General features: G+C 68.2%; 21 protein-coding genes. 9 read left to right on the forward strand and 12 right to left on the reverse strand.

Going from position 1 to position 26440, the window contains the following annotated elements:
* Positions 1–2 precede the first annotated feature (2 nt).
* The 4 genes from C1930_RS16575 to C1930_RS16590 are packed head-to-tail and all read right to left on the reverse strand — an operon-like array spanning position 3 to position 3830.
* Positions 3–650 (reverse strand): response regulator transcription factor, encoded by a 648-nt coding sequence (locus C1930_RS16575; RefSeq protein ID WP_108754101.1) that lies wholly within the window; start codon positions 648–650, stop codon positions 3–5.
* 60 nt (positions 651–710) lie between these two features.
* Positions 711–1766, reverse strand: a complete 1056-nt coding sequence (locus tag C1930_RS16580) for an ABC transporter substrate-binding protein (RefSeq protein ID WP_108757116.1) — start codon at positions 1764–1766, stop codon at positions 711–713.
* On the reverse strand, positions 1763–3148 hold the full coding sequence (locus C1930_RS16585; RefSeq protein ID WP_108772215.1) for a sensor histidine kinase: 1386 nt from the start codon (positions 3146–3148) through the stop codon (positions 1763–1765). The genes C1930_RS16580 and C1930_RS16585 overlap by 4 nt, the downstream gene beginning before the upstream one ends.
* Positions 3141–3830, reverse strand: coding sequence for a response regulator transcription factor (locus tag C1930_RS16590; RefSeq protein ID WP_108751623.1), 690 nt, complete (start codon positions 3828–3830; stop codon positions 3141–3143). Before C1930_RS16590 ends, C1930_RS16585 begins: the two co-directional genes overlap by 8 nt.
* 272 nt (positions 3831–4102) lie before the next feature.
* On the opposite strand from C1930_RS16590, the gene C1930_RS16595 reads away from it, so the two are divergent.
* From C1930_RS16595 to phbB, 3 genes are read left to right on the forward strand one after another with little or no spacing between them, the layout of a single operon-like run.
* Entirely contained in the window at positions 4103–5239 is a 1137-nt protein-coding gene (locus C1930_RS16595) for a porin (RefSeq protein WP_108754874.1), read from the forward strand.
* A gap of 57 nt (positions 5240–5296) precedes the next feature.
* Positions 5297–6625, forward strand: a complete 1329-nt coding sequence (locus C1930_RS16600; RefSeq protein WP_108754875.1) for a CitMHS family transporter — start codon at positions 5297–5299, stop codon at positions 6623–6625.
* 25 nt (positions 6626–6650) lie between these two features.
* Positions 6651–7391: an acetoacetyl-CoA reductase gene (phbB, locus tag C1930_RS16605; protein WP_108757118.1), complete on the forward strand. Its 741-nt coding sequence runs from the start codon at positions 6651–6653 to the stop codon at positions 7389–7391.
* Positions 7392–7498: 107 nt separating this feature from the next.
* Here phbB and C1930_RS16610 read toward each other — a convergent pair whose 3' ends face one another.
* The 4 genes from C1930_RS16610 to rsgA all read right to left on the reverse strand — a co-directional run bounded on the left by C1930_RS16610 (position 7499) and on the right by rsgA (position 13931).
* Entirely contained in the window at positions 7499–8494 is a 996-nt protein-coding gene (locus C1930_RS16610; protein ID WP_108772216.1) for a DUF4274 domain-containing protein, read from the reverse strand.
* 152 nt (positions 8495–8646) lie between these two features.
* On the reverse strand, positions 8647–10938 hold the full coding sequence (locus C1930_RS16615) for a TonB-dependent receptor (protein ID WP_108772217.1): 2292 nt from the start codon (positions 10936–10938) through the stop codon (positions 8647–8649).
* A gap of 445 nt (positions 10939–11383) precedes the next feature.
* Positions 11384–12637 (reverse strand): flavohemoglobin expression-modulating QEGLA motif protein, encoded by a 1254-nt coding sequence (locus C1930_RS16620; protein ID WP_108757121.1) that lies wholly within the window; start codon positions 12635–12637, stop codon positions 11384–11386.
* Between the two features lie 193 nt (positions 12638–12830).
* Complete coding sequence (rsgA, locus tag C1930_RS16625; RefSeq protein ID WP_199912370.1) at positions 12831–13931, reverse strand: ribosome small subunit-dependent GTPase A; 1101 nt, start codon at positions 13929–13931, stop codon at positions 12831–12833.
* Between the two features lie 111 nt (positions 13932–14042).
* Between rsgA and C1930_RS16630 the strand changes: the two genes are divergently transcribed.
* The 3 genes from C1930_RS16630 to C1930_RS16640 are packed head-to-tail and all read left to right on the forward strand — an operon-like array spanning position 14043 to position 16653.
* A complete protein-coding gene (locus C1930_RS16630) occupies positions 14043–15317 on the forward strand; it encodes a pyridoxal phosphate-dependent aminotransferase (RefSeq protein WP_108772219.1) in 1275 nt (424 codons plus the stop codon).
* A 3-nt stretch (positions 15318–15320) separates the two neighbouring features.
* The gene (locus C1930_RS16635; protein WP_108772220.1) at positions 15321–15938 is read left to right on the forward strand and encodes an SGNH/GDSL hydrolase family protein; all 618 of its coding nucleotides are present in this window, start codon (positions 15321–15323) and stop codon (positions 15936–15938) included.
* Positions 15939–15942: 4 nt separating this feature from the next.
* Positions 15943–16653: a methyltransferase domain-containing protein gene (locus C1930_RS16640; protein WP_108772221.1), complete on the forward strand. Its 711-nt coding sequence runs from the start codon at positions 15943–15945 to the stop codon at positions 16651–16653.
* Positions 16654–16755: 102 nt separating this feature from the next.
* Here the strand turns inward: C1930_RS16640 and C1930_RS16645 are convergent, their stop codons facing one another.
* Positions 16756–17535: a polysaccharide deacetylase family protein gene (locus tag C1930_RS16645; protein ID WP_108772222.1), complete on the reverse strand. Its 780-nt coding sequence runs from the start codon at positions 17533–17535 to the stop codon at positions 16756–16758.
* Positions 17536–17594: 59 nt separating this feature from the next.
* Here C1930_RS16645 and grxD point away from each other — a divergent pair, with 59 nt between their 5' ends.
* The gene (gene grxD, locus C1930_RS16650) at positions 17595–18521 is read left to right on the forward strand and encodes a Grx4 family monothiol glutaredoxin (protein ID WP_108754112.1); all 927 of its coding nucleotides are present in this window, start codon (positions 17595–17597) and stop codon (positions 18519–18521) included.
* Between the two features lie 110 nt (positions 18522–18631).
* Here the strand turns inward: grxD and C1930_RS16655 are convergent, their stop codons facing one another.
* The 3 genes from C1930_RS16655 to C1930_RS16665 form a co-directional block, all read right to left on the reverse strand.
* Positions 18632–19171 (reverse strand): DUF924 family protein, encoded by a 540-nt coding sequence (locus C1930_RS16655; RefSeq protein ID WP_108750569.1) that lies wholly within the window; start codon positions 19169–19171, stop codon positions 18632–18634.
* Between the two features lie 44 nt (positions 19172–19215).
* Positions 19216–19992, reverse strand: a complete 777-nt coding sequence (locus C1930_RS16660) for an AMP nucleosidase (RefSeq protein WP_108754113.1) — start codon at positions 19990–19992, stop codon at positions 19216–19218.
* Between the two features lie 119 nt (positions 19993–20111).
* Positions 20112–23498: an autotransporter serine protease gene (locus C1930_RS16665; protein ID WP_108772223.1), complete on the reverse strand. Its 3387-nt coding sequence runs from the start codon at positions 23496–23498 to the stop codon at positions 20112–20114.
* A 265-nt stretch (positions 23499–23763) separates the two neighbouring features.
* Between C1930_RS16665 and C1930_RS16670 the strand changes: the two genes are divergently transcribed.
* Positions 23764–25173, forward strand: a complete 1410-nt coding sequence (locus C1930_RS16670) for an amidohydrolase (RefSeq protein WP_108772224.1) — start codon at positions 23764–23766, stop codon at positions 25171–25173.
* On the forward strand, positions 25173–26435 hold the full coding sequence (locus tag C1930_RS16675) for an amidohydrolase family protein (protein ID WP_108757128.1): 1263 nt from the start codon (positions 25173–25175) through the stop codon (positions 26433–26435). The genes C1930_RS16670 and C1930_RS16675 overlap by 1 nt, the downstream gene beginning before the upstream one ends.
* Positions 26436–26440 lie beyond the last annotated feature (5 nt).

Below are 26440 nucleotides of genomic sequence, written 5' to 3' on the forward strand. Positions count from 1 at the left end.
GGTCAGATCCCGCCCGCGTCGCCTTCCGGCTCCAGCGCCTTCACCAGCACGGCGGCCTGGGTGCGGCTGTGGCATTCGAGCTTCTTCAGGATGGCGGTCACGTGCACTTTCACGGTGTTTTCGGCCAGCCCCAGTTCGTAGGCAATCTGCTTGTTCAGCAGGCCATCGGCCAGGCACAGCAGCACGCGGAACTGCTGCGGGGTGAGCTGGGCCAGGCGTGCGGCCAGCAGGGCGTCGGATTCGCTGCGCTCCGGCGCCATCGCCGGGAACCACAGGCTGCCGTCCAGTACCGCCTGCACCGCTTCGCCGATGGTTTCGGCCGGGGCGGACTTGGGAATGAAACCGGCGGCGCCGAACTGCTGGGCGCGGCGGATCACCCGCGGGTGGTCGTTGGAAGACAGGATGACCACCGGGATGTCCGGGTGCGAGCCGCGCACGTGCAGCAGCGCGGAAAAGCCATGCGCGCCGGGCATGGTCAGGTCCAGCAGCACCAGGTCCACATCCGGCTGGGCGTCCAGCGCCTGTGCCAGCGCATCGGCACTGGCCACTTCGCGCACCTGGGCCAGCGGCAGGCTCTGCCGCAACGACTGCACCACCGCCGAACGCAGCAGCGGGTGGTCATCGGCGATCAGGATGGTGTATTCGCTCATGGGCCCATTGTACGGGCACTGCCGCGCATCCGCCGGGCGTGTCCCGGCGCGCCCACGGGCTCAGCGCCCGGCCGGTTCCACGCTGCTGCGCCAGGCATCCAGGAACTGGCGGCGCTTCAGCGCATCCAGGTAGACCAGCAGCCCCGGGCCGAGCTGGATCGGGCGCCGGCTGCGGCCCGGCGCATCGTCGCTGCGCGTGTTGCCGGTGACGATCGGCATCAGCCGCGCCTCGCGCGACAGCACCTGCTGGCCACGCGGCGACAGCAGGTAATCGAGGAAGCGCCCGGCCTCTTCCGGGTGCGCGCCGGTGCGCGGAATCACTGCCGTGCGCAGCACCACCAAGGTGTAATCCTCGGGTTCGACGATGGCCAGCGGCGCGCCGGCATCGATGCGCGCCTGCGCATACGAGCCCAGCACGTTGTAGACCAGCGACAACTGGCCACTGGCCACCTGGTCCAGCAGCACGCCGGTGCGTTCTTCACGCACCACCGCGTTGTCGCCCAGCGCGCCCAGCAGCGCGCCGGCGATGCTGCCACGCTGCGCATCCTGGGTGGCCAGCAGGTAGCCCACGCTGCTGCGTTCGATATCGTAGGTACCGACCTTGCCACGCAGCGGCAGGCCCTCGGCACGCAGCAGGTCCAGCAGTTGCCGGCGCGTGCGCGGCGCCTTGGCTGCCGGCAGTGCGCGCGTGTTGTAGACCATCACCACCGGTTCGTAGCTGATGCCGAAGGCCTCGCTGCGCCACTGCGCCCAGGTCGGCAGTGCGGCGGTCTGCGCCGAGCGGTGCGGCACCGCGTGGCCATCGTTCACCAGCTTGGTCTGCAGGTCCATACCGCTGGAAATCAGCAGGTCCGGCGAATCCGGGCCGCTGCGGTCGTGCAGGTAACGCGCGTACAGGTCCTGGGTGATGATGTCTTCGTAGACCACCGTGGTGCCGGGGTGCAGACGCTGGTAATCGGCGATGACCTCGGCAAACACTTCGATATCGGTGGTGCCGTGGATGCGCAGCTGCGCGGTCGCCGCGCCCTGCGCGGGAAAGCGCCGTACATCGCCGGGCGCAGCCAGTACGGGGGCGGCCAACAACAGCGTCAGCGCGGCGGCGAACAGGCGGATCATGCGGTACTCCGGGGCAGGCGGATGGTGGCCACCAGGCCGCCCTGGGGGCGGTTGCTGAGGTCGATGTGGCCGTTGTGGCTGTCCACCACGCGCTTGACGATGGCCAGGCCCAGGCCGGCGCCGCCGGCCGCCGCGCCCTCGCCACGCGCAAAGCGTTCGAACACGCGTCCGGCATCGGCTGCGGCGATACCGGGGCCATGGTCGGCAATGGTCAGCACGGCCTGCCCGCCTTCCACGGTCAGCGCGATCTGCAGCGCGCCGTCGCCACCGTACTTCAGTGCGTTGTCGACCAGATTCTTGATGGCCTCGCGCAGCAGCAGCGCATCGCCCTGTACCTGCACCGGTTCGGCGGTCATGGCCAACTGCACGCGTGGCGCCGGCCCCGCCTGCGGCAGCGCTTCATGCAGGGCCTGGTGCACGGTCTCGGCCAGGTCCACGGCCGCAAAGCGCTGCAGGTGGGAACGATGGATCACGCTGGCATCGCTCAGCAGCTGGTTCAGCAGGCGGCTCATGTGGGTGGCATTGCGTTCGATCGCAAGCAGGCTGCGGCGCATGTCCTGCGGATCATCATCGTCCAGCGCCAATTGCGCCTGCGCGCGCAGCGCTGCCAACGGCGTGCGCATCTGGTGCGCGGCCTCGGCCATGAACGCGCGCAGCGTTTCGTTGCTGCTGGACAGCCGCTCCATGAAGCGGTTCAACGCTGCGACCATCTGGTCCATTTCGCGCGGTACGCGCGCATCCAGCGGTTTCAGGTCGGACGGCTCGCGCCGCGACAACTCGCGCTCCACCCGTACCAGCGGGCGGAACGCGCGGTGCACGCCGAAGGCCACCAGGGCCAGCAGCAGGCCGGACAACACGCCGATGGCCAGCAGGGCGCGGTTGACCATGTCCTGCGCCAGCGCTTCGCGCGCACGCCGGGTCTGCCCCACCTGCACCTGCACATCGCCCTGCGCAGACGCCGCCGCGAAACTGCGGCTGACCACCACGAAGCGCACGGTTTCGCCGCTGTAAGCGGCATCGAACAACTGCGGCTGCAGGCCCGGGCGGCGCGGCGGCGACGGCAGGTCGCCGTAGCCGGTGATCAGGTTGCCGCGGCTGTCGGTCAGCCGGTAGAACACGCGGTCCTCGGCGGCCATCGACAGCAGGTCCAGCGCGGCATAGGGCAGGTCCACCTGCCATTGGCCATCGACCAGCGCCACCGAATCGGCAATCGACAGCGCCGAGGACACCAGCAGGTGATCGTAGGAACGGTTGGCGGCGCGCTGGCCGTAGTCGCGCGCGGCGAACAACAGCGCCACCGAGAATACCGCCAGCAATCCGCCCAGATACAGCAGCAGCGTGCGCCGCAGGGAACCCGGCGCCGTGGCGCGCCGCTCAGCCATCGCCGTCATTGCCGCCGTCGGTGGGTTCCAGCAGATAGCCCACGCCGCGCACGGTGGTGATGCGCACCGGTGCGTCGGCCAGCTTCCTGCGCAGGCGCCCCACGTAGAGCTCGATGGCGTTCGGGCCGGCCTCGTCATCGAAGCCGAACAGGCCGTTGCCGATCTCGTCCTTGCCCACCACCTGGCCCATGCGGCCCACCAGGATTTCCAGCAGGCGGTATTCGCGATTGGGCAGTTCGATCGGTTCCCCGTCCAGGGTGACGCGATGGGCGGCGTTGTCGAACTGGAAGCCGCCCACCTGCACCACTTCGCTTGCCTGGCCGCGCGCGCGACGCAGCAGCACGCGGCAACGCGCTTCGAATTCGCGGAAATCGAAGGGTTTGCCCAGGTAGTCATCGGCGCCCACGTCAAGCGCCTGTACGCGGTCTTCGATGCCATCGCGCGCGGTCAGCATCAGCACCGGGGTGCTGTCACCGCGTTCACGCATGCCGGCCAGCACGCGCAGGCCATCCAGCTTGGGCAGGCCGATATCCAGCACCACCAGATCGAAGCTCTGGTAGCGCAGCACGCTGGCGGCGGCCAGGCCGTCGGCCTGCCAGTCCACGGCATGCCCACTGCGACGCATGCGGCGGATGATGGCATCGGCCAGGTCCGGGTTGTCTTCGACCAGCAGCAGGCGCATCGGCGGGAACAGAGGGACGCGGGGGGAAGCGAATGCTACCGCGTGCGGCGCGATGGCGTGTGGCGGGTGCATTCCGCCGGGCATGGCCCGGCGCTACCGGGGGCGCGGCGGCCGCGTTTACGCTGCACCGCACAAACCGCTGACAGGACGATGACAGCTAACGCAACCCAGACTGCGGCCGCGCACCATCCGGTGCCCACGATTGCCGCGCGCCTGGCGCGCACCTGGGAGGGTTTGTGGAACTGAAGTTTGCCTGGCAGCGCCCCGCCGCCATGATGGCCCTGGCTGCGCTGGCCGCGCCGGCCTTTGCCGAGGACGACCGGCCGGTCACCGCCACCGTCGGCGGCCGCCTGCACCTGGATTTCGCCACGTTCGACAACGACGACCGTGGCACCCCGAACAAGGACGACACCGAAGTACGCCGCGCCTGGCTGGATGTGTCGGGCAAGTTCTTCGTGGTCGATTACAAGATGGAAGCGGACTTTTCCGGCGACCGCGTGGAGGCCAAGGACGTCTACCTGAGCCGCGGCTTCGGCAGCGCCGGCCGCCTGACCGTGGGCCAGTTCAAGCAGTACTTCTCGCTGGATGACCGCACCGGTTCCAACTACGGCAGCTTCCTGGAGCGCGGCAATGCCGGCACCACGCTGGCGCCGCTGTACCGTTTGGGCGCGTCCTGGCAGGCCAATCCGGGCGATTTCACCTGGGCGGCCAGCGTCTACAGCCTGGAAAGCATCGACGCCTGGCAGGTGAAGGGCCGCGCCGCCGGTGGCCGCGTGACCTGGGCCCCTGCCCCCCGCGATGGTGACGTGCTGCACCTGGGCTTGTCGCTGGCCCGCGAGGCCTACGACAACCCTGGCGCAAGCGGTGCACCGGGGCTGAAGATCCGCCCGCGCCCGGCCGGGCACCTGTCCGATGAAAGCCGCCTGACCCTGGTCGACTTCTCCGCCGGACGCGATACCGACGTCAACAAGTGGTCGCTGGAGTACGCGCAGGTGCGCGGTCCACTGTCCTGGCAGGGCGAATTCAGTGGCGCCACGTTCGATGACGGTGCGCAGCGCGGCGACGTGATGGCGGCCTACGGCATGCTGAGCTGGTTCGTGACCGGCGAAAGCCGCGCCTACGACCGCAAGACCGGCCGCTTCGCCCGGGTGAAGGACATCCGCCACAAGGCCGGCGCGTTCGAAGTGGCGCTGCGCTACGACCAGATGTGGGGCGCACAGCACCTGGATGGCGCGCCGGACCTGCGCCGCGGCAGCACCGAGGCGTGGACGCTGGGCGGCAACTGGTACCTGCGCGACAACCTGCGCTTCATGTTGAACGTGATCGAAAGCCGCAACCGCGACCGCCTGGCCGGCATCACGGTGGACCGCACGCGCGCGGTCACCGGCCGCCTGCAGTTCGACTTCTAAGCCTCCCCCTTCCCCTCCCCTTCCCCACGTCCTGTCTTCATTAGGAGTCCGCAGATGATGCTGAGCATCCTCGGCTTTGGCATGGTCATTACGTTCATGTACTTGATCATGAGCAAACGACTGTCGCCGCTGGTCGCCCTGATCACCATTCCGATCATCTTCGCCCTGCTGGGCGGCTTCGGCGCCAACATCGACGAAATGATGCTGGAAGGCATCAAGAAGATCGCGCCCACCGGCGTGATGCTGATGTTCGCCATCCTGTACTTCGGGGTGATGATCGATGCGGGCCTGTTCGATCCGCTGGTGCGGGTGATCCTGCGCTTCGTGAAGGGCGATCCGATGAAGATCGTGCTCGGCACCGCGGTGCTGGCCATGCTGATCTCGCTCGATGGCGATGGCTCGACCACCTACATGATCACCGTGTCGGCCATGCTGCCGCTGTACCAGCGTCTGGGCATGAGCGCGCTGAACATGACCTGCGTGACCATCCTGGCCGGCGGCGTGATGAACCTGACCCCGTGGGGCGGGCCCACTGCACGTGCCGCCACCGCGCTGCACGTGGACCCGGCCGATGTGTTCGTGCCGCTCATTCCGTCGATGGTGATCGCCTGCGCCGGTGTGCTGGTGCTGGCCTGGTACCTGGGCATGAAGGAACGCCGCCGGCTGGGCGTGGTCACCCTGCCGCAGGGCGGCAGCTGGATGGACAGCACCGTCTCCGACGACAACACCGCGCTGCCGTCGGTGGAAGACGCCGAAGACATCAAGCGGCCCAAGCTGCTGTGGGTGAACCTGGCCTTGACCCTGGCGCTGATGACCGCGCTGATCATCGGCGTGCTGCCGATGCCGGTGCTGTTCATGGTCGGCTTCGCCATCGCCCTGGTCATCAACTACCCGAACCTGGCCGAGCAGCGCCGCCGCGTGGTCAACCATGCCGGCAACGTGCTGTCGGTGGTATCGCTGATCTTCGCGGCAGGCATCTTCACCGGCATCCTGAACAACACCGGCATGGTCGAGGCGATGTCGCACAGCTTCCTGGCGATCATTCCCGATGCCTGGGGCCCGTACCTGGCGGTGATCACCGCGCTGGCCTCGATGCCGTTCACCTTCTTCATGTCCAACGACGCCTTCTACTTCGGCGTGCTGCCGATCCTGTCCGAGGCCGCTGGCAACTACGGCATCACCCCGGTGGAAATGGCCCGCGCATCGCTGGCCGGGCAGCCGGTGCACCTGCTCAGCCCGCTGGTGCCGTCCACCTACCTGCTGGTGGGCCTGGCCAAGGTTGAATTCGCCGACCACCAGAAGTTCACGCTGAAGTGGGCGATCGCCATTTCGCTGCTGCTGATGGCCGGTGGCCTGCTGTTTGCCCTGTATCCCCTCGCCGCCTGATCCACGTACCAGGGAGTTCTCTGCAATGACGCTTCGAATTGCTTACGTCACCAGCGGCATGGGCAGCGTGGGTACTGCCATCTGCCAGGGCCTGGCCCGTTCCGGCCACACCGTGGTGGCTGGTTGCGCACCGAATTCGCCGCGCAAGGCAAACTGGCTGCGCGAACAGCGCGAACAGGGCTTTGATTTCATCGCCTCGGAAGGCAACGCCACCGATTGGGCCTCCACCAGCGCTGCGTTTGCCAAGGTACGCGCGGAAGTGGGCGAGATCGATGTGCTGGTGAACAATTCCGGCGGCAGCCGTGACCTGCTGTTCCGGCAGATGACCGTGGAGGACTGGAACGCGGTGATCGCCTCCAACCTCAACGCGCTGTTCAACCTGACCAAGCAGGTGGTCGATGGCATGGCCACGCGCGGCTGGGGCCGCATCATCAACATCGGTTCGGTCAGCGCCCACAAGGGGCAGATCGGCCAGGTGAACTACGCCACGGCCAAGGCCGCCATGCACGGTTTCAGCCGGGCGTTGGCCGCCGAAGTGGCCTCGCGCGGGGTGACCGTGAACACCTTGTCGCCCGGCTACATCGCCAGCCAGGCGATCAGCAGCTTCCCGCCGGATGTACTGGACCGGCTGGCCGCGTCGGTGCCGGTGCGCCGCCTGGGCCGCCCGGAGGAAGTGGCCGGGCTGGTGGGCTGGCTGGCATCGGACGAGGCTTCGTACGTGACCGGCGCCGATTACGCGGTCAACGGTGGCTTGTACATGGGTTGACCCCCGCGCGTAGCAGTAGATCCACGCCGTGCGTGGATGCTCGGTCATCCCTGGGGTCAGCGCCCTTTCGCGCGCGAAAGGGATCTGACCCCGATGCGCTCTGCGGTCTACCCGCGCGCCTGCGCGAGTGCGCCAGCCACCTCCTCCGGCAGGCCGGAGATGAAATCCACCTCGTCGGACTCCTGCACGATCTGGCCGTCGCGCGGCAACCACATCGCCTCGGGAATCGCGCGCAGCACCGGCCGGCCGGGCCAACGGGCCGGGAAACGCGGCCGGTTCTGTGCCAGGTCGAAGCCCAGGCCCTGGTCGGCGTAGCCGCCCCCGGCCAGCCGTTGTTCGATGCCGCGCAGCACCGCGGCGGTGTGCCGGTGCGATGCAGGCACATCGTCGACCGTGGCAAACGGCACGTACCAGGCCGCCCCCAGGTTCCAGTACAGCGCCAGTGCGCTGGATGCGGCCAACGACGGCTGTTCAAGCAGCCATTGCAGCGCATCGGACAGCGTGTGGGTGTCGGCGAACAGCATCAGCTGGTGGCGTTGCTGCGGCGTGGCGTGTTGCAGGAACGAAGCGAGCAACGGCCAGCCCGGATCCGACGCGGTTGCTACGGGTGAGAGTGCTGGAGGCACCACCTCCGCCCAGATATCGACCTCGCCTGCGGTGGCATCACCGAGTGCCGGGCCGCGTTCGGGTTCAAACGCCGCGGCCAGATCGTGCAGCTGCTGCGCGATCGGCAACGGCAGGCCATCGTCGTACGCATCATCGACCGCCTCGGCAAACGGATCGAAGTCCAGCCCATGGTCGGCGTAGAAGCCATCGAGACACCGCTGCTCGATGCGACGGGCCAGCGCGTACGCCGCCTGCTCGTGGCCAGGCACCTCGCTGACGCCTGCGTACTGGGCGAACCGGCCGGCGCCCAGCGATGCGTGCATCAGCAGTGCCGTGGCACGGTCCAGATCGTGTTGCTCTGCCAGCCAGGCCAGCACGTCGGGGCTGTCGTCGTAGTTGCGCCGTGCCACGTAGATGTGGCGTTGTTCGGGCGAAGCGGTGTGCAGGTAGTCCTGCAGCAGGCGGCTGCAGGACGCGTGGTAGTCGTCGGGGGTCACGTGGGGTGTCCGTTGCTCAATGCCCGTGCAGTCTAGCGGCACCTTGCACCGGGGTCAGAGCCCTTTCGCAGGCGAAAGGGATCCGACCCCGCCCATGCCCCGAATCGGGGTCAGAGCCCTTTCGCGCGCGAAAGGGCTCTGACCCCATCGCATCAGAACTCGGCGGCGACGGTCATGAACACCTGGCGCGGTGCGCTGGCGTGGATCGCGTAGCGCGTGCCGTTCGGGTCGGTGGGGGCGAACGAACTCAACTGGCCGGCGTAGCGCTTGTTGGTCAGGTTGGTGGCGTTCAAGGAAACACGCACGTTGCGCAGGCCCAGACCCGGGCCGAAGTCATAGCCGGCGCCGGCATCGAAGGTGGTCACGCCCGGCACCGACTGGTCGTTGGTGTAGGTGTAGTAGCGCTTGCCGGTGTACTTGGCGCGCAGGCTGGCGAAGAAGCCATCACGGTTCCAGCTGATCTCACTGGACGCCATGCGCTGCGGCGTGTCCACGGTGATCTTGCCGGCCACCGGTACGATCGCACCGCCCGAGGTGTAGTCGTCCTCGTAGGTGGTCTTGTTCCAGGACAGCGCGTTGTACCACTGCAGACCGTCGATGGGCTTGAGGATGAAGGTCAGCTCGGCGCCATGGCTCTTCACCGAACCGACGTTGATGAAGCGCGTCACGCACTCGGGGCGCGTGCCGACTTCGATGCTCGAGCACGGGTTCAGCGACAGCAGGCGGTTGTCGAACTTCACGTTGTAGGCGGCGATGGAGGCCTGGTACTTCTCACCGAACGTACGGAAGCCGGCTTCCAGACTCTTGGACTTTTCCGGCTCCAGGCCGGCGCTGGCCGCGAACGATTCCGGCGACACCTGCAGCGGGCCGCCGCTGCCACCGCCCACGAACGCGGCGATGTTTTCCGCGTACGAAGCGAACAGCTCGTTGTTGGCGTTGAGCTTGAAGCCCACGCCCAGCTGCGGCAGCACCGATTCCTTGGCGGTGAGCGTGCCCGAGGCGATGCTGGTTTCCACGCCGCCCTTCGCGGTGGCGCGCATGCGGGTGTTCGGGCTCTTCAGGCCCACGTCCACGGTCAGGCGCTGGTCGAGGAAGCGCATGCGGTCCTGCACGTAGAACTGCTGCGTGCGGATGTCGAAGTCCTGGTTGAACAGCAGGCGGTCGGGATTCTGCAGATACAGATCGTCCAGGAACGGCCCGCTGATGTAGTAGAAATTGCGCGACACGTTATGGTCGTTCTGCTCGTACCACAGGCCGGCTTCCAGCTCGTGGATGCCGACCGTCCACGACAGCGCGGCGGTCAGGCCATCGCGGTTGATGGTGTAGTTGGTGCTGCGGATCGAGATCGGCAGCATGCGGTCGGTGCCCGGGTAGGACGGCTGGCCCGGCGCCCACCAGTGGCCCTGGCCACGGTTGTCGTGGTGGTAGGCCATCAGCTTCAGGCGGCCCTGCTCGCCCAGGCGCAGGTCGGCATCGACCGAGTACAGGTTGTCATCGCGCAGCGCGCGGCTCTGGTAGTAGGCATCGTCGATGCTGTTGACGCCGCCGCTGAAGGCACACTTGGCCGGGTCACGGGTGCCCGGCGCGCAGTAGGCTGCGGCCACTGCGCGGTCCCAGTCCGGTGCGTAGATGTTCCAGTCCCAGCCCAGGCCACGCGCCAGCATGTCCTTGGACAGGTAGGCATAGTTGGCCTGGCTGGCGCGCGAGGTCGCCACGAACGCACCGAAGCGATGGTCGCCGACGTTCCATACCGCCTTGGCATTGAACTGGCGGGTGGTCTGGTTCTGGTACGGCGCGGCCCACATGTCCTGGTCCTGGTGCACGCCGGACACGTAGGCCGAGAAGCCGTTGATGTCGCCGGTATCCACGCGCAGGTAGCCGCGGCGCTGGTTGTTGTCACCGACCGTGACGCTGGCGCGTCCGCCGAATTCGGTGGACGGATCCATCGAGAAGTACTGGATGGTGCCGCCCAGGTTGCTGGTGGAGGCCACGCCCAGCGAGCCGATGCCCTGCGACAGTTCAGCGCCGGCCAGGTTTTCGGCAATGATCGCGCGGGCAATGCTCAGGCCGTTGTAGTTGCCGTAGCTGTTGTCGCCCAGTGGAATGCCATCGAGCGTGTAGCCCAGGCGGCTCTTGTCGAAGCCGCGCAGGCTGATGGTCTGCGATTCTTCATTGGCGCCGAACGCATCGTTGGATTGCACCGATACGCCCGGCAGGCGGTCGAGGATCTTCTGGCCGCTGGTGCCCGGCGGCAGCACCTGCTTGTCGACGGCGGTGATGCGCTGCACCTGGCGGGTTTCGCCCTGGCCGATCACCGAGACGGTGTCCAGCGTCTGCGCGCTCAGCGCGGCATCGGTGCTGGCGTCGGTGGTTTCGGCGGCATGGGTGCTGGCGGCGGCGGAAAGCGCGATCGCCACGGCGATCGTCAGGTATCGGGTCTGCATGTGAGTCCATTGCATGGGGGAAGACCGGCGCGTCTGCGCGCGGCGCGCCGCCACTATGCGAATGGAAGATGAAAGGTTGTTTACGAAGCGGCGCGCGTGCTGCGGGCGGTGACGCGCGTCTCGTTTGTGGGGGTGGGTGTGTCGGCAGGGCTGCCGCCCTGCACCTGCTCACTGCAACGTCAAAAGCGTGCATTCCGTGGGAGGGCGGGGTGGGTCCGGTTGCGGGGGACGCCGTAAATACGTCCATGTAGCCTCGGTCGCCGCATCCATGCGGCTCACGCCCCCGCAACCGGACCCACCCCGCCTTCGACAGATTTCCGCGATCTGCCGGGAGGGCATGGGGTCGGAGCCCGTTGCGTAGCAACGGGCTCCGACCCCATGTTGTTTATCGATGTTTGACGGATTCATCCACGCATGGCGTGGATCTACTGCTGTCGTACGCCATTTACTCTGGGGCCAGCTGGTCCATGCGGATGCGGTTGGCGAACAGCGAGAACGCCAGCATGCCGGCCAGGCCGTTGGCGCGGCTGACCCAGTGCGGCAGCCAGCGTGGGGGCTTCAGTACGCCGGCTTCAAACAGCGGTGCAAAGGCGATGGCGTCGGTCAGGCTCATCTTGCCGGCGAACAACCAGCGGCAGACCTGCAGGCGATCCTGGGCCAGCATGTGGCGGAAGAAGGTGTGGACCGACACCAGGCCGCGCAGGTACACGGTGTCCTTGGTGAAGGCCAGGCCGCCGCTGGGCGGTACGCCGCGGAACACGCGCTGGGCCGAGGCGAAACTTTCTTCCGGGTTCTGCCCGGCATCGCAGAAGTAGCGGTAGACCTCGATGAAATCCGCGCCTTCGCGTGCCATCGCGATGGCCTCGGTGCGCAGGCTGATGCGCTTCAGCCGCTCGATATCGATGCTGCCGGTGATCTGTTCGGCAAACGTGGCCAGGCCTTCCTGGGTAGCGGTCACCCGTGGCGAGGACAGGCCCAGGCTGGGCAGTACTGGTTGCTCGCGCCCGTTCAACGCGGTGAGCGAATGCACCAGCGCTTCGTGGTGGAACAGCTGCGCGCGGTCGTAGGCGCTGAAACGCGCGGTGGTGCGCAGACGGATGCGGGTCGGACCGGCCGCGGCCTTCGACACCAGATCCGGGTCCAGCTGCACCTGGATGATGCGCGATTCGAAGAAGGCGTCCAGATCGTTCTGCAGCTGCAGCTGCAGCGCGATGGCCGACACCGGCACCTGTTCTTCCGGGGCCAGCAGTTCGTGGTCCAGTTCCGCGGCGATCTGGATGAAGTGCCGCGCCGCTTCGCGCGTGCTGGGGCCGTTGCCCGGCAACGGCTGCTCGGGTGCGCCGAACAGCTGCACCGAACAGCGGTCAACGGTGGCGGTGCCCAATCCTTCCAGCAGCTGCGCGGCCAGGTCCCAGCTCTGCGCGGACTGGCGCACGTAGTGCCCCAACGGATGGCTGTCGTCGCATGCACTGGCGATGGCTTCCAGGGCACGGCGTTCTTCGCTGAAATCCAGCCGTGGGTAATCGACCTGCGGCAGCACCGGTTGGCCACGTGCCACGCTGGCCAGGAACGGCGCCTGCGCGGTGGCCGGCCAACTGGTGAGCCCCAGCAGGCGGATGCCGCCGACAGCCTCGACCAGGCGCGCATCGAGCGCGGCATGGTGGGCCACATCGGGGTCCAGCATTGTGGTGGGTTCCATGGGCGGACTATAGCGCCCTGCCCTTGCTTTGGTTCGTGCCAACCAAGGTTGGCACCTACCAAAAGCAGGCAAAGGTGGACCCCCGGTAGGTGCCAACCTTGGTTGGCACGCGCCGAAGACGGGCTGCGGACAGGTTCATTGCCGGGGTCAGAGCCCATTGCGGTGCAATGGGATCCGACCCCGCCGCGCGCGATCAGCGCCGGCGCGGTTTGCTGGCCGGGCGGAACTGCTGGCCCTTGCCCTTCTTGCCGCCGCGTTCCTGCGCGGTCTCGGCCTGGCGCACGGCCAGCTTCGCTGCGGCTGCGGCGACTTCTTCCTTCAACTTGAAGTAGTTCAGCAGGCGGCTTTCTTCAATTTCGCCGGCATCGATCGCCGCGCGCACTGCACAGCCCGGTTCCTGCTGGTGTTTGCAGTCATTGAAGCGGCACTGTTCGGCCAGCGCTTCGATATCGGCAAAGCCTCCCTCGGACAGCGTCTCTTCGCCGGTCGGCTTCAGCTCGCGCATGCCAGGGGTATCGATCAGGCAGGCGCCGGTCGGCAGCGGCATCAGCGCGCGGTGGGTGGTGGTATGGCGGCCGCGCGAATCGTTGGCGCGCACCGCATTGGTCTTCATGCGCTGCTCGCCCAGCAGGGTGTTGGTCAGGGTGGACTTGCCCGCCCCCGACGACCCCACCAGCACCACCGTGCGGCCCGGCCCCAGCCACGGCTGCAGCACGGCCACGCTGTCGGCATCCAGGCCATTGATCGCGTGCAGGGCAATGCCCTGCATTTCCAGCTCTTCCAGCACCGCCAGCGCATCTTCGCTGTATTCGGTCTGGTCGGCCTTGGTCAGTACCACCACCGGTTCGGCACCACCGCCGCCGACCAGCAGCAGGTAGCGTTCGATGCGGCGCGGATTGAAGTCGGCATCCAGCCCACAGACGATGAACACCGTATCGATGTTGGCCGCAATCACCTGCTGGTGGTAATGCTCGCCGGCGGCACCGCGCTTGATCGCGGTACGCCGCGGCAGCAGGGCGACGATGCGGATGCCGTCCAGCAGCACCCAGTCACCGACCGCCGGTCGTTCATGGCTGGGGAAACGCGGGCGCTGCCATTCCGGCAGCGATTCGGCCTTGATCGACGCGTCCGGGCCATCGGCCACCACGTAGTGGGTGCGGTGCTGTTCGATCACCCGCGCCGGGCGGGCCTGCGGGTGCGCGGCCATGGCGGCCTGCCAGTCGGCCTGCTGCGGCGGGCCCGGCCAGGGCCAGCCGATGGTCTGCAGGGCGGTGAAATCGGGGGTCTGGGTCATCGCCGCCATTCTACCCGGCCAGCCCAGCAACGGCGGGGCCTGCGCCCTTGCCATGCGCTGCACCAATTCCGGTAGGATGGAAGCCCCATGCCTTACGACGGCCCAGCCCCCATGTCCACCCCCTCGCCCAAGCCCCTGGCCATCCGCGAGCGCCTTTCCGAAGTGCGCTACGAAATCCGCGGAGAACTGGCCCGGCGAGCGCGGGAGCTGGAAGCGCAGGGCCGCAAGCTGATCAAGCTGAACATCGGCAACCCCGGCAACTTCGGTTTCCGTGCGCCCGAGCACCTGCAGCGCGCGATTGCCGATGACATGGGCCGTACCGACCCCTACACCCACCAGCAGGGCCTGCCGGTCGCGCGCGAAGCCATTGCCGCCGCGTATGCGCGCCGCGGTGCGCCCGATGCGCATCCGGACCGCGTGTTCGTCGGCAACGGCGTGAGCGAACTGATCGACCTGTCGCTGCGCGCACTGTTGAACCCGGGCGATGAAGTGCTGGTGCCCTCGCCGGACTACCCGCTGTGGTCGGCCGCGGCCATCCTCAACGACGGCCGCCCGGTGTACTACCGCTGCGCGCCGGAAAACGGCTTCCAGCCCGACCCGACCGAGATCGAGACGCTGGTGTCTTCGCGCACCCGTGCCATCGTGCTAATCAACCCGAACAACCCCAGCGGCGCCAGCTACCCGCGCGAACTGCTGGAGCGCGTGGTCGAGATCGCGCGCCGCCACAACCTGCTGCTGCTGGTCGATGAGATCTACGACCAGATCCTGTACGACGACGCGGTGTTCCAGCCGGTCGCGCCGCTGGCCGGCGACCACCCGTGCCTGACTTTCAGCGGTCTGAGCAAGGTGCACCGTGCCTGTGGCTGGCGCGTGGGCTGGGCACACCTGAGCGGCGACGATGCGCGCCTGGGTGACTTCCGCGCCGCGCTGGACCTGCTCAGCGCGCTGCGCCTGTGCGCCAACGTGCCGGGCCAGTACGCGATCGACGCGGCGGTGAACGGCCCGGACACGATTTCCGAGCTGTGCGCCCCCGGCGGTCGTCTGTATGAAACCCGGCGTGCGGTGATCGAGGCCTGCGAGGCCAGCGAACACCTGTCGCTGGTTGCCCCGGCCGGCGCGCTGTACGCGTTCCCGGCCGTGGTCGGCGCCGCCGCCAAGGGCTTCGACGACCACACCTTCGCCCTGGACCTGATGAACAACGAAGGCGTGCTGGTGGTACCGGGCTCCAGCTTCAACGTGCCCTACCGCCACCACTTCCGCGTGACCCTGCTGCCGGAAGCCTCGGTGATGCGCGATGTATTCGCACGCATCGACCGGGTGCTGACCCGCCGCGCCGAGGACGCCACCAAGGTCGTGCCGCTGAAGCCACGCCGTTCGGTGGCCTGAGCCGTGGCGCTGCATTACCTGGCGCTGGGCGATTCGTACACGATCGGCGAAGCGGTGGACGTTGATGGCCGCTGGCCGCACCGGTTGGCCGCCGCGCTGCGGGCCGAGGGCGTGGCACTGGCCGAACCACAGACCATCGCGACCACCGGCTGGACCACCGACGAACTGGATGCGGGCATCGATGCGGCCGCGCCGGAGGGTCCGTTTGACTTCGTCAGCCTGCTGATCGGGGTGAACAACCAGTACCGGGGCCGCGCGCTGGACGAGTACCGCGTGCAGTTCCAAGCCCTTCTGCAGCGCGCGATCGGCTTTGCCGGCGGGCGCGCCGAGCGCGTGCTGGTGCTGGCCTTCCCCGATTGGGGCGTGACCCCGTTCGGCGCCGGCAGTGGCCGCGACCTGGCCCAGGTAGCCGCGCAGACCGATGCCTTCAATGCGGCCGCTGCCGCGATCTGTGCAGCCCACGGCGTGGCGTTCGTGGATATCACCGACATCAGCCGTGCGCACGGCCACGACCCGGCGATGATTGCCGATGACGGGCTGCACCCTTCGGCGGCGATGTATGCGCTGTGGAGCGCGCGGGCACTGCCGGTGGCCACTCGCATGCTGGCTGGAGCCGACTGAACCCATGGACGGCACGCCACGGAACGGCACACCGCTGCACTGTTCACCGCTCGATGCCTCACAGGCGCGGGCGATTGCCGAAGCCTTCCGGCCTGCGCAGGCCTGGGGCAACCGCCGCGATTATTACTACACCCGCGGCAAGCTGGGCAGCGATCCGCTGTACGACGGGGTGCTGCAGCACCTGCCCGATGATGGCCAGCCGCTGCTGGATCTGGGCTGCGGGCTGGGCCTGTTCGCCCATGTGCTGCGCCAGCGTGGCCGCCGCGCACCGTATCTGGGTGCGGATGTGGACGCCGCCAAGATCGCCCGTGCCCAGCGCGCCGGCGCCGGCCTTGCCGATGCGCAGTTCGATTGCCTGGATGTGCAGGCCCCCTTGCCGGCACAACACGGCCACGTGCTGCTGCTGGACGTGCTGCAGTATCTGGATGCGCAGCCGCAGTTGCAGCTGCTGAAGGCCGCCAGCGCGCGCGTGGCCCCCGGTGCGCGATTGCTGCTGCGCACGCCACTGGCGACCGGCGACCGCCGCGACCGTACCACCCGGGTGGCCGACCGGCTGGCCTGGCTGGTGGGCTGGATGGGCACGCGCCCGCGACACTACCCGGACCCGGCGCAGTTGCGCGCCACCCTGGCCGACTGCGGCCTGCAGGTCGGCCAGGTGCGTCCGCTGCATGGGCGCACACCGTTCAACAGTTGGCTGCTGGTGGCCCAGCGCTAGCCGGGCCCTGCCCGGCGGATTACCTGCGGGCCGCTGCGCTCGCCGGGCATGGCCCGGCGCTACCGGGTGTTCGGCGGCACGCGCGGATTTCCGGCGAGTGCGTTACCCGGCCGGCAGTTCGGCCTTCAGGCCACGCTCGTCCAACACCTGCAGCACCCGTTCGATGATGGCCAGGTTGTGCCCGTGCGCGGCGCCTTCATGCAGCAGCACGATGGCACCGGGCTGCAGATCGGGCAGCAGGCGCGCCAGCACGCCGTCGGGGGTGCAGCCCACGCCGTCGAAGCCGCGCGCGCTCCAGCCTACCCGCACCAGACCCAGCGCCTTCAACGCGGGGGCCACGAAGGGGTTGGTCATGCCGACCACCGAGCGGTACCAGCGCACGGGCCGGCCGTCGACCGCCTGCAGGGCATGGTGGCAGGCCTCGATCTCGGCCCGCATCGCCGCCGGGCCCAGCCGCCAGAAACGGGTCTGCGGGTGGGTGTGGCTGTGGTTGCCCAGGTCGTGGCCGCGGCGCAGGATCTCGGCCACCAGGGCTGGATGCGCCAATGCGCGTTCGCCCACCAGGAAGAACGTGGCCCTGGCCTGGTGGCGATCCAACAGGTCCAGCACGGCCGGGGTCTCGGCGCTGGGGCCGTCGTCGATGGTCAGCCAGACGCTGTTGCCGGTGGCCGGCAGGCGGTCGAGCACCGGTGCGTAGAAGCGGCTGTTGGGCAGGAACACCGGCACCAGGAACAGCGCGTGGCTGGCCACCATCAACGGCAACCCCCACACCCAGCCGGCCCACCACCACAGCAGGATCACGGCCAGCTGCGACGCCACCAGCCAGGGCAGCCAGCGCCAGGGCCGGGACGGGACGCGATGCAATGTTCCTGCGTTGGTCATGCCCCATGATGCCATGGGGCGTAGAATGAGCGATTCGAATTTCCCGGACCACGACTGCCATGTCCCTCGATCCCGCCCTGCGTTCGCGCATCGAATCCCTCCTCAACGCCAACCGCGTCGTGCTGTTCATGAAGGGCCAGCCGTCCATGCCGCAGTGCGGTTTCTCGGCCAAGGCCGTGGGCGCCCTGCAGGATCTGGGCGTGGACTTCGCCCACGTGAACGTGCTGGCCGACCAGGAGATCCGTGAAGGCATCAAGGCCTACGGCGACTGGCCGACCATCCCGCAGCTGTACATCGACGGCGAACTGGTCGGCGGCAGCGACATCGTGCTGCAGATGGCCGCCAGCGGCGAACTGAGCAGCGTGCTGGGCCTGGCCGCACCGGACCGCACGCCGCCGCGCATCACCGTCACCCCGGCCGCAGTGGAAATGCTGAAGGGCGCGCTGGCCGATGCCCCCGGCGCCTCGCTGCAGCTGACCATCGATGCGCGCTTCCAGCCGAACTTCCAGCTGGCCCCGCATGACGACAGCGCCATCGCTGCCGAATCCAACGGCCTGCGCGTGCAGTTCGATCTGTCCAGCGCGCGCCGCGCCGACGGCATCACCATCGACTGGGTGGACGATATCCGCGGCAAGGGCTTGGCCATCGACAACCCGAATGCGCCCAAGCCGGTGCAGGAAATCAGCGTGCGCGACGCCGACGATCTGGTGCGCGCTGGCAACGTGACCCTGGTGGACGTGCGCCCGGCCGACGAACGCGCGATCGCCGCGGTGGGCGTGCCGTTCAAGAGCTTCGATGGCAACGGCCGCGCCGAGCTGGAAGCCCTGCCCAAGGACACCGCGCTGGCCTTCCTGTGCCACCACGGTGGCCGCAGCGCGCAGGCTGCCGAACAGTTCCGCACCCTGGGCTTCACCAAGGTGTTCAACGTGACCGGCGGCATCGATGCCTGGTCGGACGAAGTGGACAACGGCGTGCCGAAGTACTGATCGGCGCCGGCACGGGGTCAGAGCCCTTTCCTGCGGAAAGGGATCTGACCCCAGCACAGAAAACGCCGGCATCTGCCGGCGTTTTTTTTGCATCCACGCAGGGCGTGGGTCTATCCCGCGAAGCCACCTTCGGCCAGGTAGTCCAGCTCTTCCGGGCTGGGAATGCGCCCCAGCACGGCGTTGCGGTGCGGGAAGCGGCCGAAGCGGCGGATGATGTCGCGGTGCAGTTCGGCGTACTGCAGGTATTCCTTGTCGCCCAGCACGTCGAACATGGCCACCGAACGATCCTGGTCGAACGGATCTTCGGAATGTTCGAACGGCAGGTAGATGAAGGCGCGCAGCTTGGGCACCAGCTGCAGGTCCAGGCCTTCTTCGATGGCACGCATGGCGTAGTGCCGGGCCAGGCCATCGGTGGCATAGGAATGGGCGGTACCGCGGAAGCAGTTGCGCGGGAACTGGTCCAGCAGCAGCATCAGCGCCAGCGCGCCTTCGGCACTGCCCAGCCAGTGTTCGCGGCCACGCGCCGCGGCGGCGTAATGCTCGTCCAGGAAGCGTTCGCGGAAACGCGCGTCGAACGCATCGTCGCGCGCGAACCACTTGGCCGGGCCGGCCTCGCTCCAGAATTCCACCACTTGCGCGGCAACGTCCATCACCTACTCCCAGGGCCCCGCGCGCCGCGCCAGGCCGTCATCAATCATTCGTCAAAGCGCAGGTGGCGGACCGACTTGCCGTTGCGCCGGATAAGCTTAAGCGCCTCGATACCGATCTGGATATGGTTTTCCACGAACTGGGAGCTGACCTTGGCATCGGAGGCCTCGGTCTTCACCCCGTCCGGGATCATCGGCTGGTCGGACACCAGCAGCAGGGCGCCGCTGGGAATGTGGTTGGCAAAGCCGGCGGCGAACACGGTGGCCGTTTCCATGTCGATGGCCATGCAGCGCATGGCCCGCAGCCGTTCCTTGAAGGCCTCGTCGTGTTCCCAGACCCGGCGGTTGGTGGTGTACACCGTGCCGGTCCAGTAGTCGTGGCCCAGGTCGCGGATCATGGTGGACACCGCACGCTGCAGGGCAAAGGCCGGCAAGGCCGGCACTTCCGGCGGCAGGTAGTCGCCCGAGGTGCCTTCGCCACGGATGGCGGCGATCGGCAGCACCAGGTCGCCCAGCGCGTTCTTGCGCTTCAGGCCGCCACACTTGCCCAGGAACAGCACCGCCTTGGGCATCACCGCCGACAGCAGGTCCATGATGATGGCCGCGTTGGGGCTGCCCATGCCGAAGTTGATCAGGGTGATGCCATCGATGGTGGCACTGGCCATGGGCCGGTCCAGGCCGACGATGGGCGCCCCGGTCAGTTCGGAAAAGGTGTGCAGGTAGCCGCCGAAGTTGGTCAGCAGGATGTGCTCGCCAAACTGGTCCAGCGGCACGCCGGTATAGCGTGGCAGCCAGTTGTCGACGATTTCCTGTTTGCTCTTCATGCCCGGTCCGGTGCTGCAGGGGGGGCCATTGTAGGCAACGCTGCACCTGCCCTGCCACACAAAGAAAGGGGGCGGCCCTGCGGCCGCCCCCCTCTGGTTTCCCTGCGGGAACCGGTGGCTTAGAAGCGCACCGACCAGCGCAGGTTGGCACCGTGGTCGCGGCTTTCGTCGCCGAACTGGCCGCTGTAGCCCAGTTCCAGCTGCTGCTTGGCGGTCAGCCAGGCCGACAGGCCCAGTTCGGCCACCACCGCGCTGTCGGCGATGGGCGCACCGTTGACCACGAAGCTGTCACCGCCGCTGGCAAAGCCCAGGCGGGCCGCCGGGTTGCGGTCGCCGCTGGCGTGGCGGTAGGCCACCGCGCCACGCACGTGCAGCCAGCTGTCCTGCTGGAACGAGGCCTTCAGGCCCTTGTCGAAGCGCACGCCGGCCGTGGCCAGGGTGGTGCGCACCTCATCCACCGAACCCTGCAGGGCCGCGGCACCGCCACGCTCGTTCACGTGCTTGGTGTCCACTTCCACGCGGGCCACCTGCAGGTACGGCTCCAGGCCGGCCTCGCGGCCGCCGAAGCGGTAGGCCGCTTCGATGAAGGCCTGGCGGGTACGCGCGTCGTAACGGGCGCTCAGGGTGTCGCTGTAACCGGCGAACGCCAGCTCACGGGTGCTGTCCACCTCGTGTTCGCTCCAGGCCAGGCCGCCACGCAGGCCGAAACCGCCCCAGTTGTGGCTGGCGTAGGCGCCGAAGTGGGTGTTGTCCACCTTCGACTTGGCACGGCGGCCTTCGCCCTGCTTCACGTCGGTGCGGCCGGTACCGGCCAGCACGCCCACCTGCCAGCCGCCGAACTCGCGGTCGGCACCGACCAGCAGGCCGTTGCTGTTGGCTTCGGTGCGGGCGGTGTTGGTGTTGCCGTCCAGGGTGGTGCTGCCGGCCAGGGCCTGCACCCACACGCCGGTGGCGTCGCCGCCTTCGGCACCCGGTGCAGCGGCACCGGCACGGCGGGCCAGCGCGGCATCACGCACGTAGCGGCTGCTTTCCAGCAGGGCCACGCTGGTGGCGGCGTGCAGTTCGCCGCTCAGGCTGTCCAGTGCGCTGCCCACCTGTTCCGGGAACAGCATGGTCAGCGGACGCGGCAGGCCCTGGTTGACCGCCAGGCCGTCGGCCACGGTGGCCACGGCCAGCTGGTTGGCGGTGGTGGCCGAGGTGGCCAGCGCGTTGCCGCGGGTCACTTCAATGCGCGCGCCAGCGGCGGTGTAGGCCAGGCTGAACTGCATGAAGGGCGAGAAGGCGCTGAAATCGGTGGTGGCGAACTGACCGTTCACGCCGCCGTCGGCCTGGATGAAGTTGAACTGCTCGCCCAGGTAGTAGATGCCCGGTTCCGGCAGCGCCACCAGGGTGCCGCCCAGGGTGGCGGTACCGGTCACGTGCAGCTGGTCGCTGCGGCTGCCCGGGGCCACTTCGGCCTGGTACACGCCGGTGGCGGTCTGCACGTAGTCACCGTTGATGGTGAGCGTACCGATGGAGTTGCCCGGGGCGATGATGCCGGCCACGGTGGTGTCACCCAGCTGGCCCACGCCCTTCAGCGTGCCCTTTTCACCGACGAAGGTGCTGCCGCCGGTCTGCACGCCGTTGAACGACACCACGCCGCCGGTGACGGTCAGGTCCGAGCCGTCCAGCACGCCGGTGGTGGTGATGCGGCTGTTGCCGCCCAGGCTGTTCAGCGCGGTGTTCTGCAGGGTGCCGTTGAGCAGGAAGGTACCGCCGGTCACGTCCACGGCGCTGGTCAGCGTGTTCACGCCGTCCAGTTCCAGCACGCCTTCGCGCACCACCGCGCCATTGAAGCTGTTGTCGCCGCTCAGGCGCAGCCAGCCGATGCCGCTCTTGGTCAGCTTGCCCGGGCCGCCGATGTCATTGGTCCAGTCGTCCCATGCATCGCCTTCCCACACCTTCAGGCCGCCGGCCTTCTGGTTCATTACCACGTCGGTGTCCACGCGCAGCGAGCCGTAGCCTTCCACGGCCTTGGCCAGGTTCATCAGGCCCCAGCCGTAGACATCGTCCACGCCTTCGGCGCCCAGGTCGGTGGCGGTGGTCAGCAGCACGTCGCGCACCTGCGCGCTGTCCAGGTACGGGAAGCGCTCGAACAGCAGGCCCAGCGCGCCGGTGACGTGCGGGGCGGCCATGGAGGTGCCGCTCAGTTCCTGGTAATCGGACGACGGGGTCTGGCTGATGATGTCCACCACCAGGTTGCCGTTGTCATCGTAGAAATCGCCTTCGATCACCGAATCCGGACCGTACACGGTCGAGTTGATGTTCGAACCCGGCGCGGCAAGGCACCAGTTCGCCGCCAGGCCACAGCGCATCGAGCGGTTGCTCAGCTCCAGGTCTTCATTGACGTTGACCACGGCCAGCCAGTACGGCTCGATGTCGGCGATGGCACGCGGCAGCGAGGCATACATGCCAGCGATCGGTGCTTCTTCCGGCGAGGTGTTGGGCGCATCGGTGTTGCCGGCGGCCCAGACCTGGATCAGGCCGCTGCTGCGCGAACCTTCGGCCATCGCCGCCAGACTGGCGGCGAACACCGGGTGCGACTGGTACAGGTCCAGGTCTTCAGCGGTGGTCGGCTCGTTGGCCAGGCCCCAGCTGTGGTTGATCGCGCGCACGCCCTGTTCGTTCATCTGCGCGTACAGCTGCGGGTAGATCGAATCATCAGCCTGGATGGCGGCGATGGTCTGCTCGTCCAGGTACAGGTTGCCGCCGATGTTCACCACCGACAGGTAGGTGGCGCTGTTGGAGAACAGGCGGGCCACGCTCAGATCGGCGCCGAAGGCCACGCCGTGGGTGCCATTGCCATCGCGGTTGGCGGCGATGGTGCCCGACACGTGGGTGCCGTGCACGTTGTAGCTCAGGCCTTCGTAGAAGCCGTTTCGTTCCAGCAGCGCAGCGTAGTCCGGGTCGAGCACCTGGTAGGACACGGCCACCTGGTCACCGTCGCTGGCGAAGCAGGCATCCGGGCCATCCAGTACTTCGCGTGCGCACAGGCTGCCATCGGCCAGCACATCGGCCAAGTGGATGCTGCGGTGATCCTTGCCGGCGAACTCGTCGTGGTCCAGGCCGGTGCCGCTGTCGAACACGCCCAGGCGGATGCCGGTGCCGGTCAGGCCGCGTGCGTAGGCCACATCGGCGTTGATCGCCTGCAGGCCCCAGTCGCTGTTGAATTCGGTGGTGCGCCAGCTGGCGGCATCACCCGGCGTGCCCATGATGGGTTCCGGATCGACTTCCACATCGGCGGCAGTGATTTTCAGCGACGGCGAAGCGGTCAGGACCGGGGCGGCAAACGCGGCCTGCAGGCTGCGCTGCGCTTGGTAACGCAACAGCGCGTCTGCGTTGCTGTCCTGGGCCAGGGCCGGCAGGGCGGCGGCCATCAGCAGCGAGCCAACGATGGCCGAAGCCAGGGGAGAGGGGAGGATGGAGCGGCGGGAAGCGGTGGAACGGTACGACGGGGAGACAGTCATCTGCAGTTACGTCCTTGATTCCATGGAATGTTTCAGGTGCAGCTCCGTCATGGAGCAGTGGAAAGAACACCCTCGCGGCGGATCAGCGCGCGCTAACCCACCGGGTGGTAGCGGCAGGCATCACAAAAAATTAATGCTTGATTCACAATTTCTGTATAGGGAAATTCCTACCCCGCTCTTCTCGGCCCCTGCCCAACGTCACTTGGCAAGTGGCACCGACGACGGATAGCGTCGCTGGATTCACGTGGGGGTTTGGGGAATCTGCATGGCTTCGATGGTGTTGCGCGCTGCTCTAGGGTTGGCGCTGGTTTCGTTGACTTCGGCGCCGGCCGTGGGTGCGTCGCGCTTCGTGGCCGACCCCTACCCCAGCACCTACCGGGCCCAGTCGGGCGCGCCGGTGCTGATCCATAACGCCACCGTGCTGACCGGCACCGGCCAGCGCCTGGACAATGCCGACGTGCTGCTGCGCGATGGCCGCATCGTGGCGGTCGGCCCGCAGCTGCAGGCCGATGCGGGCGTCACCCGCATCGATGCGCAGGGCAAGTGGGTCACCCCCGGCCTGATCGACGTGCATTCGCACCTGGGCGTCTACCCCAGCCCCGGCGTGGGCGCGCACAGCGATGGAAACGAGATGACCGCACCGGTTACCGCCAACGTCTGGGCCGAGCATTCGGTGTGGCCGCAGGACCCCGGCTTCCAGGCCGCGCTGGCCGGTGGCGTGACCAGCATGCAGGTGCTGCCCGGTTCGGCCAATCTGGTGGGCGGGCGCGGCGTGGTGCTGAAGAACGTGCCCGCCACCACCTACCAGGCGATGAAATTCCCCGGTGCGCCGTGGGGCCTGAAGATGGCCTGCGGCGAAAACCCCAAGCGCGTCTACGGCGGCGGCAAGGGCGTGGCCCCCGGCACCCGCATGGGCAACGTGGCCGGCTACCGCGCCGCCTTCATCGATGCCGCCGACTACATCGCCAAGAACAGCCCGAAGCCGGCCAAGCGCAAGGGCTGGTTCGGCAGCGACAAGGGCGACAGCGCCGGTGATGCCGGCGGCAAGCGCGATCTGAAGCTGGACACGCTGGCCGGGGCGATCCAGGGCGACATCCGCGTGCACATCCACTGCTATCGCGCCGACGAAATGGCCACCATGCTCGACCTGGCCAAGGAATTCGGCTTCAAGGTCGCCGCCTTCCACCACGGCGTGGAAGCCTACAAGCTGGCCGACCGCCTGGCCGCCGACGGCGTCTGCGGCGCGCTGTGGGCCGACTGGTGGGGCTTCAAGATGGAAGCCTTCGATGGCATTGCCGAGAACATCGCGCTGGTGGACCGGCCGCAGAACAGCTGCGCCATCGTCCATTCCGATTCCCCCGAAGGCATCCAGCGCTTGAACCAGGAAGCGGCCAAAGTGATCGCCGCCGCGCGGCGCGCGCAGATGCCGGCGATCGCACCCGAACGGGCGATCACCTGGATGACCGCCAACGCGGCCAAGGCACTGGGCATCGAGGGCCAGACCGGCACCCTGGAGGCCGGCAAGATGGCCGATGTGGTGGTGTGGAATGGCAACCCCTTCAGTTCCTATGCCCTGGCCGAAAAGGTGTTCATCGATGGGCGGCGCTTGTATGACCGCAGCGTGCCCGAGGCCACGCCGCGTTCTGATTTCCAGCTTGGCCAGGAGGTGCGCTGATGGGCATGTTGAACAAACGCCGCCGGCCATGGCCCGGCGCTACCGCCGCGCTGTTGCTGCTGCTGGCCGGTACGGCGTCGGCGCAGGACCTGCTGGTGCGCAATGCCACGGTGCATACCGCCGGCGCGCGCGGCAGCCTGCAGAACAGCGACGTGCTGGTACAGGGCGGGCTGATCCGCGCGGTCGGGCCGGGCTTGGCCGCGCCGGCCGGGGTAACGGTGGTGGAGGCCAATGGTCGCCCACTGACCCCGGCCCTGTTCGGCGGCATCACCGAGATCGGCATCGAGGAAGTGTCCGGTGAATCGAGCACGGTGGACAGCACATTGAAGATCGGCGAGCAGCCGCTGCGCCCGGAATTCGACGTCACCCTGGCCTACAACCCGGCCTCGGTGCTGGTGCCGGTGGCACGCCTGGATGGCATCGGCTTCACCGCGCTGGGCGCGCATACCGGCGGTGGCTTCGTGGCCGGCCAGGGCGGCGTGGTGCGGTTGGACGGCAGTGCCGACCCGATCGGCCCACGTGCCTTGTACCTGCGCCTGGGTGCGGCCGCAGCCGAGTTGACCGGGCAGTCGCGTGCCGCCCAGTGGATGCTGCTGCAGCAGATGGTGGACGAGGCCCGCGGCCAGGTCCCGGCCGATTCACCGCATGCGCTGCTGACCCCGGCCGGGCGGCGCACGCTGGCCCGCTACCTGGGGGGCCAGGGCCGCATCGTGGTGGAGGTGGACCGCGCCGCCGACATCCGCCAACTGCTGCGCTGGGCCGCGCGCGAGAAGGTGAAGATCGCCATTGCCGGCGGTGCCGAAGCCTGGCAGCTGGCGCCGGAACTGGCCGCTGCGCAGGTGCCGGTGTTCGTGGATGCGCTGGGCAACCTGCCCAGCACCTTCGACCAGATCGGCGCCAGCCTGGAAAACGCCGCGCGCCTGCAGCGTGCCGGCGTGCCGGTGGCCTTCGCCCAGCGCGAAGACGCTTCGCACAACGCGCGCAAGATGCGCCAGCTGGCCGGCAATGCGGTGGCCAACGGCCTGCCCTGGGCCGATGGCCTGGCCGGCCTGACCCGGGTACCGGCGCAGGTGCTGGGCGTGGCCGACCAGATCGGCAGCATCGAACCGGGCAAGCGCGCCGACCTGGTGCTGTGGGAAGGCGACCCGCTGGATGTGGCCCACTATGCCGAGCAGGTCTGGCTGGGCGGCCGCGCCATGCCCATGCGCTCGCGCCAGACCGAACTGCGTGACCGCTACCTGCAGCGCACCACCCCGCCCTGACCGAC

The organism is Stenotrophomonas sp. SAU14A_NAIMI4_8 (assembly GCF_003086695.1).
GTDB lineage: Bacteria > Pseudomonadota > Gammaproteobacteria > Xanthomonadales > Xanthomonadaceae > Stenotrophomonas.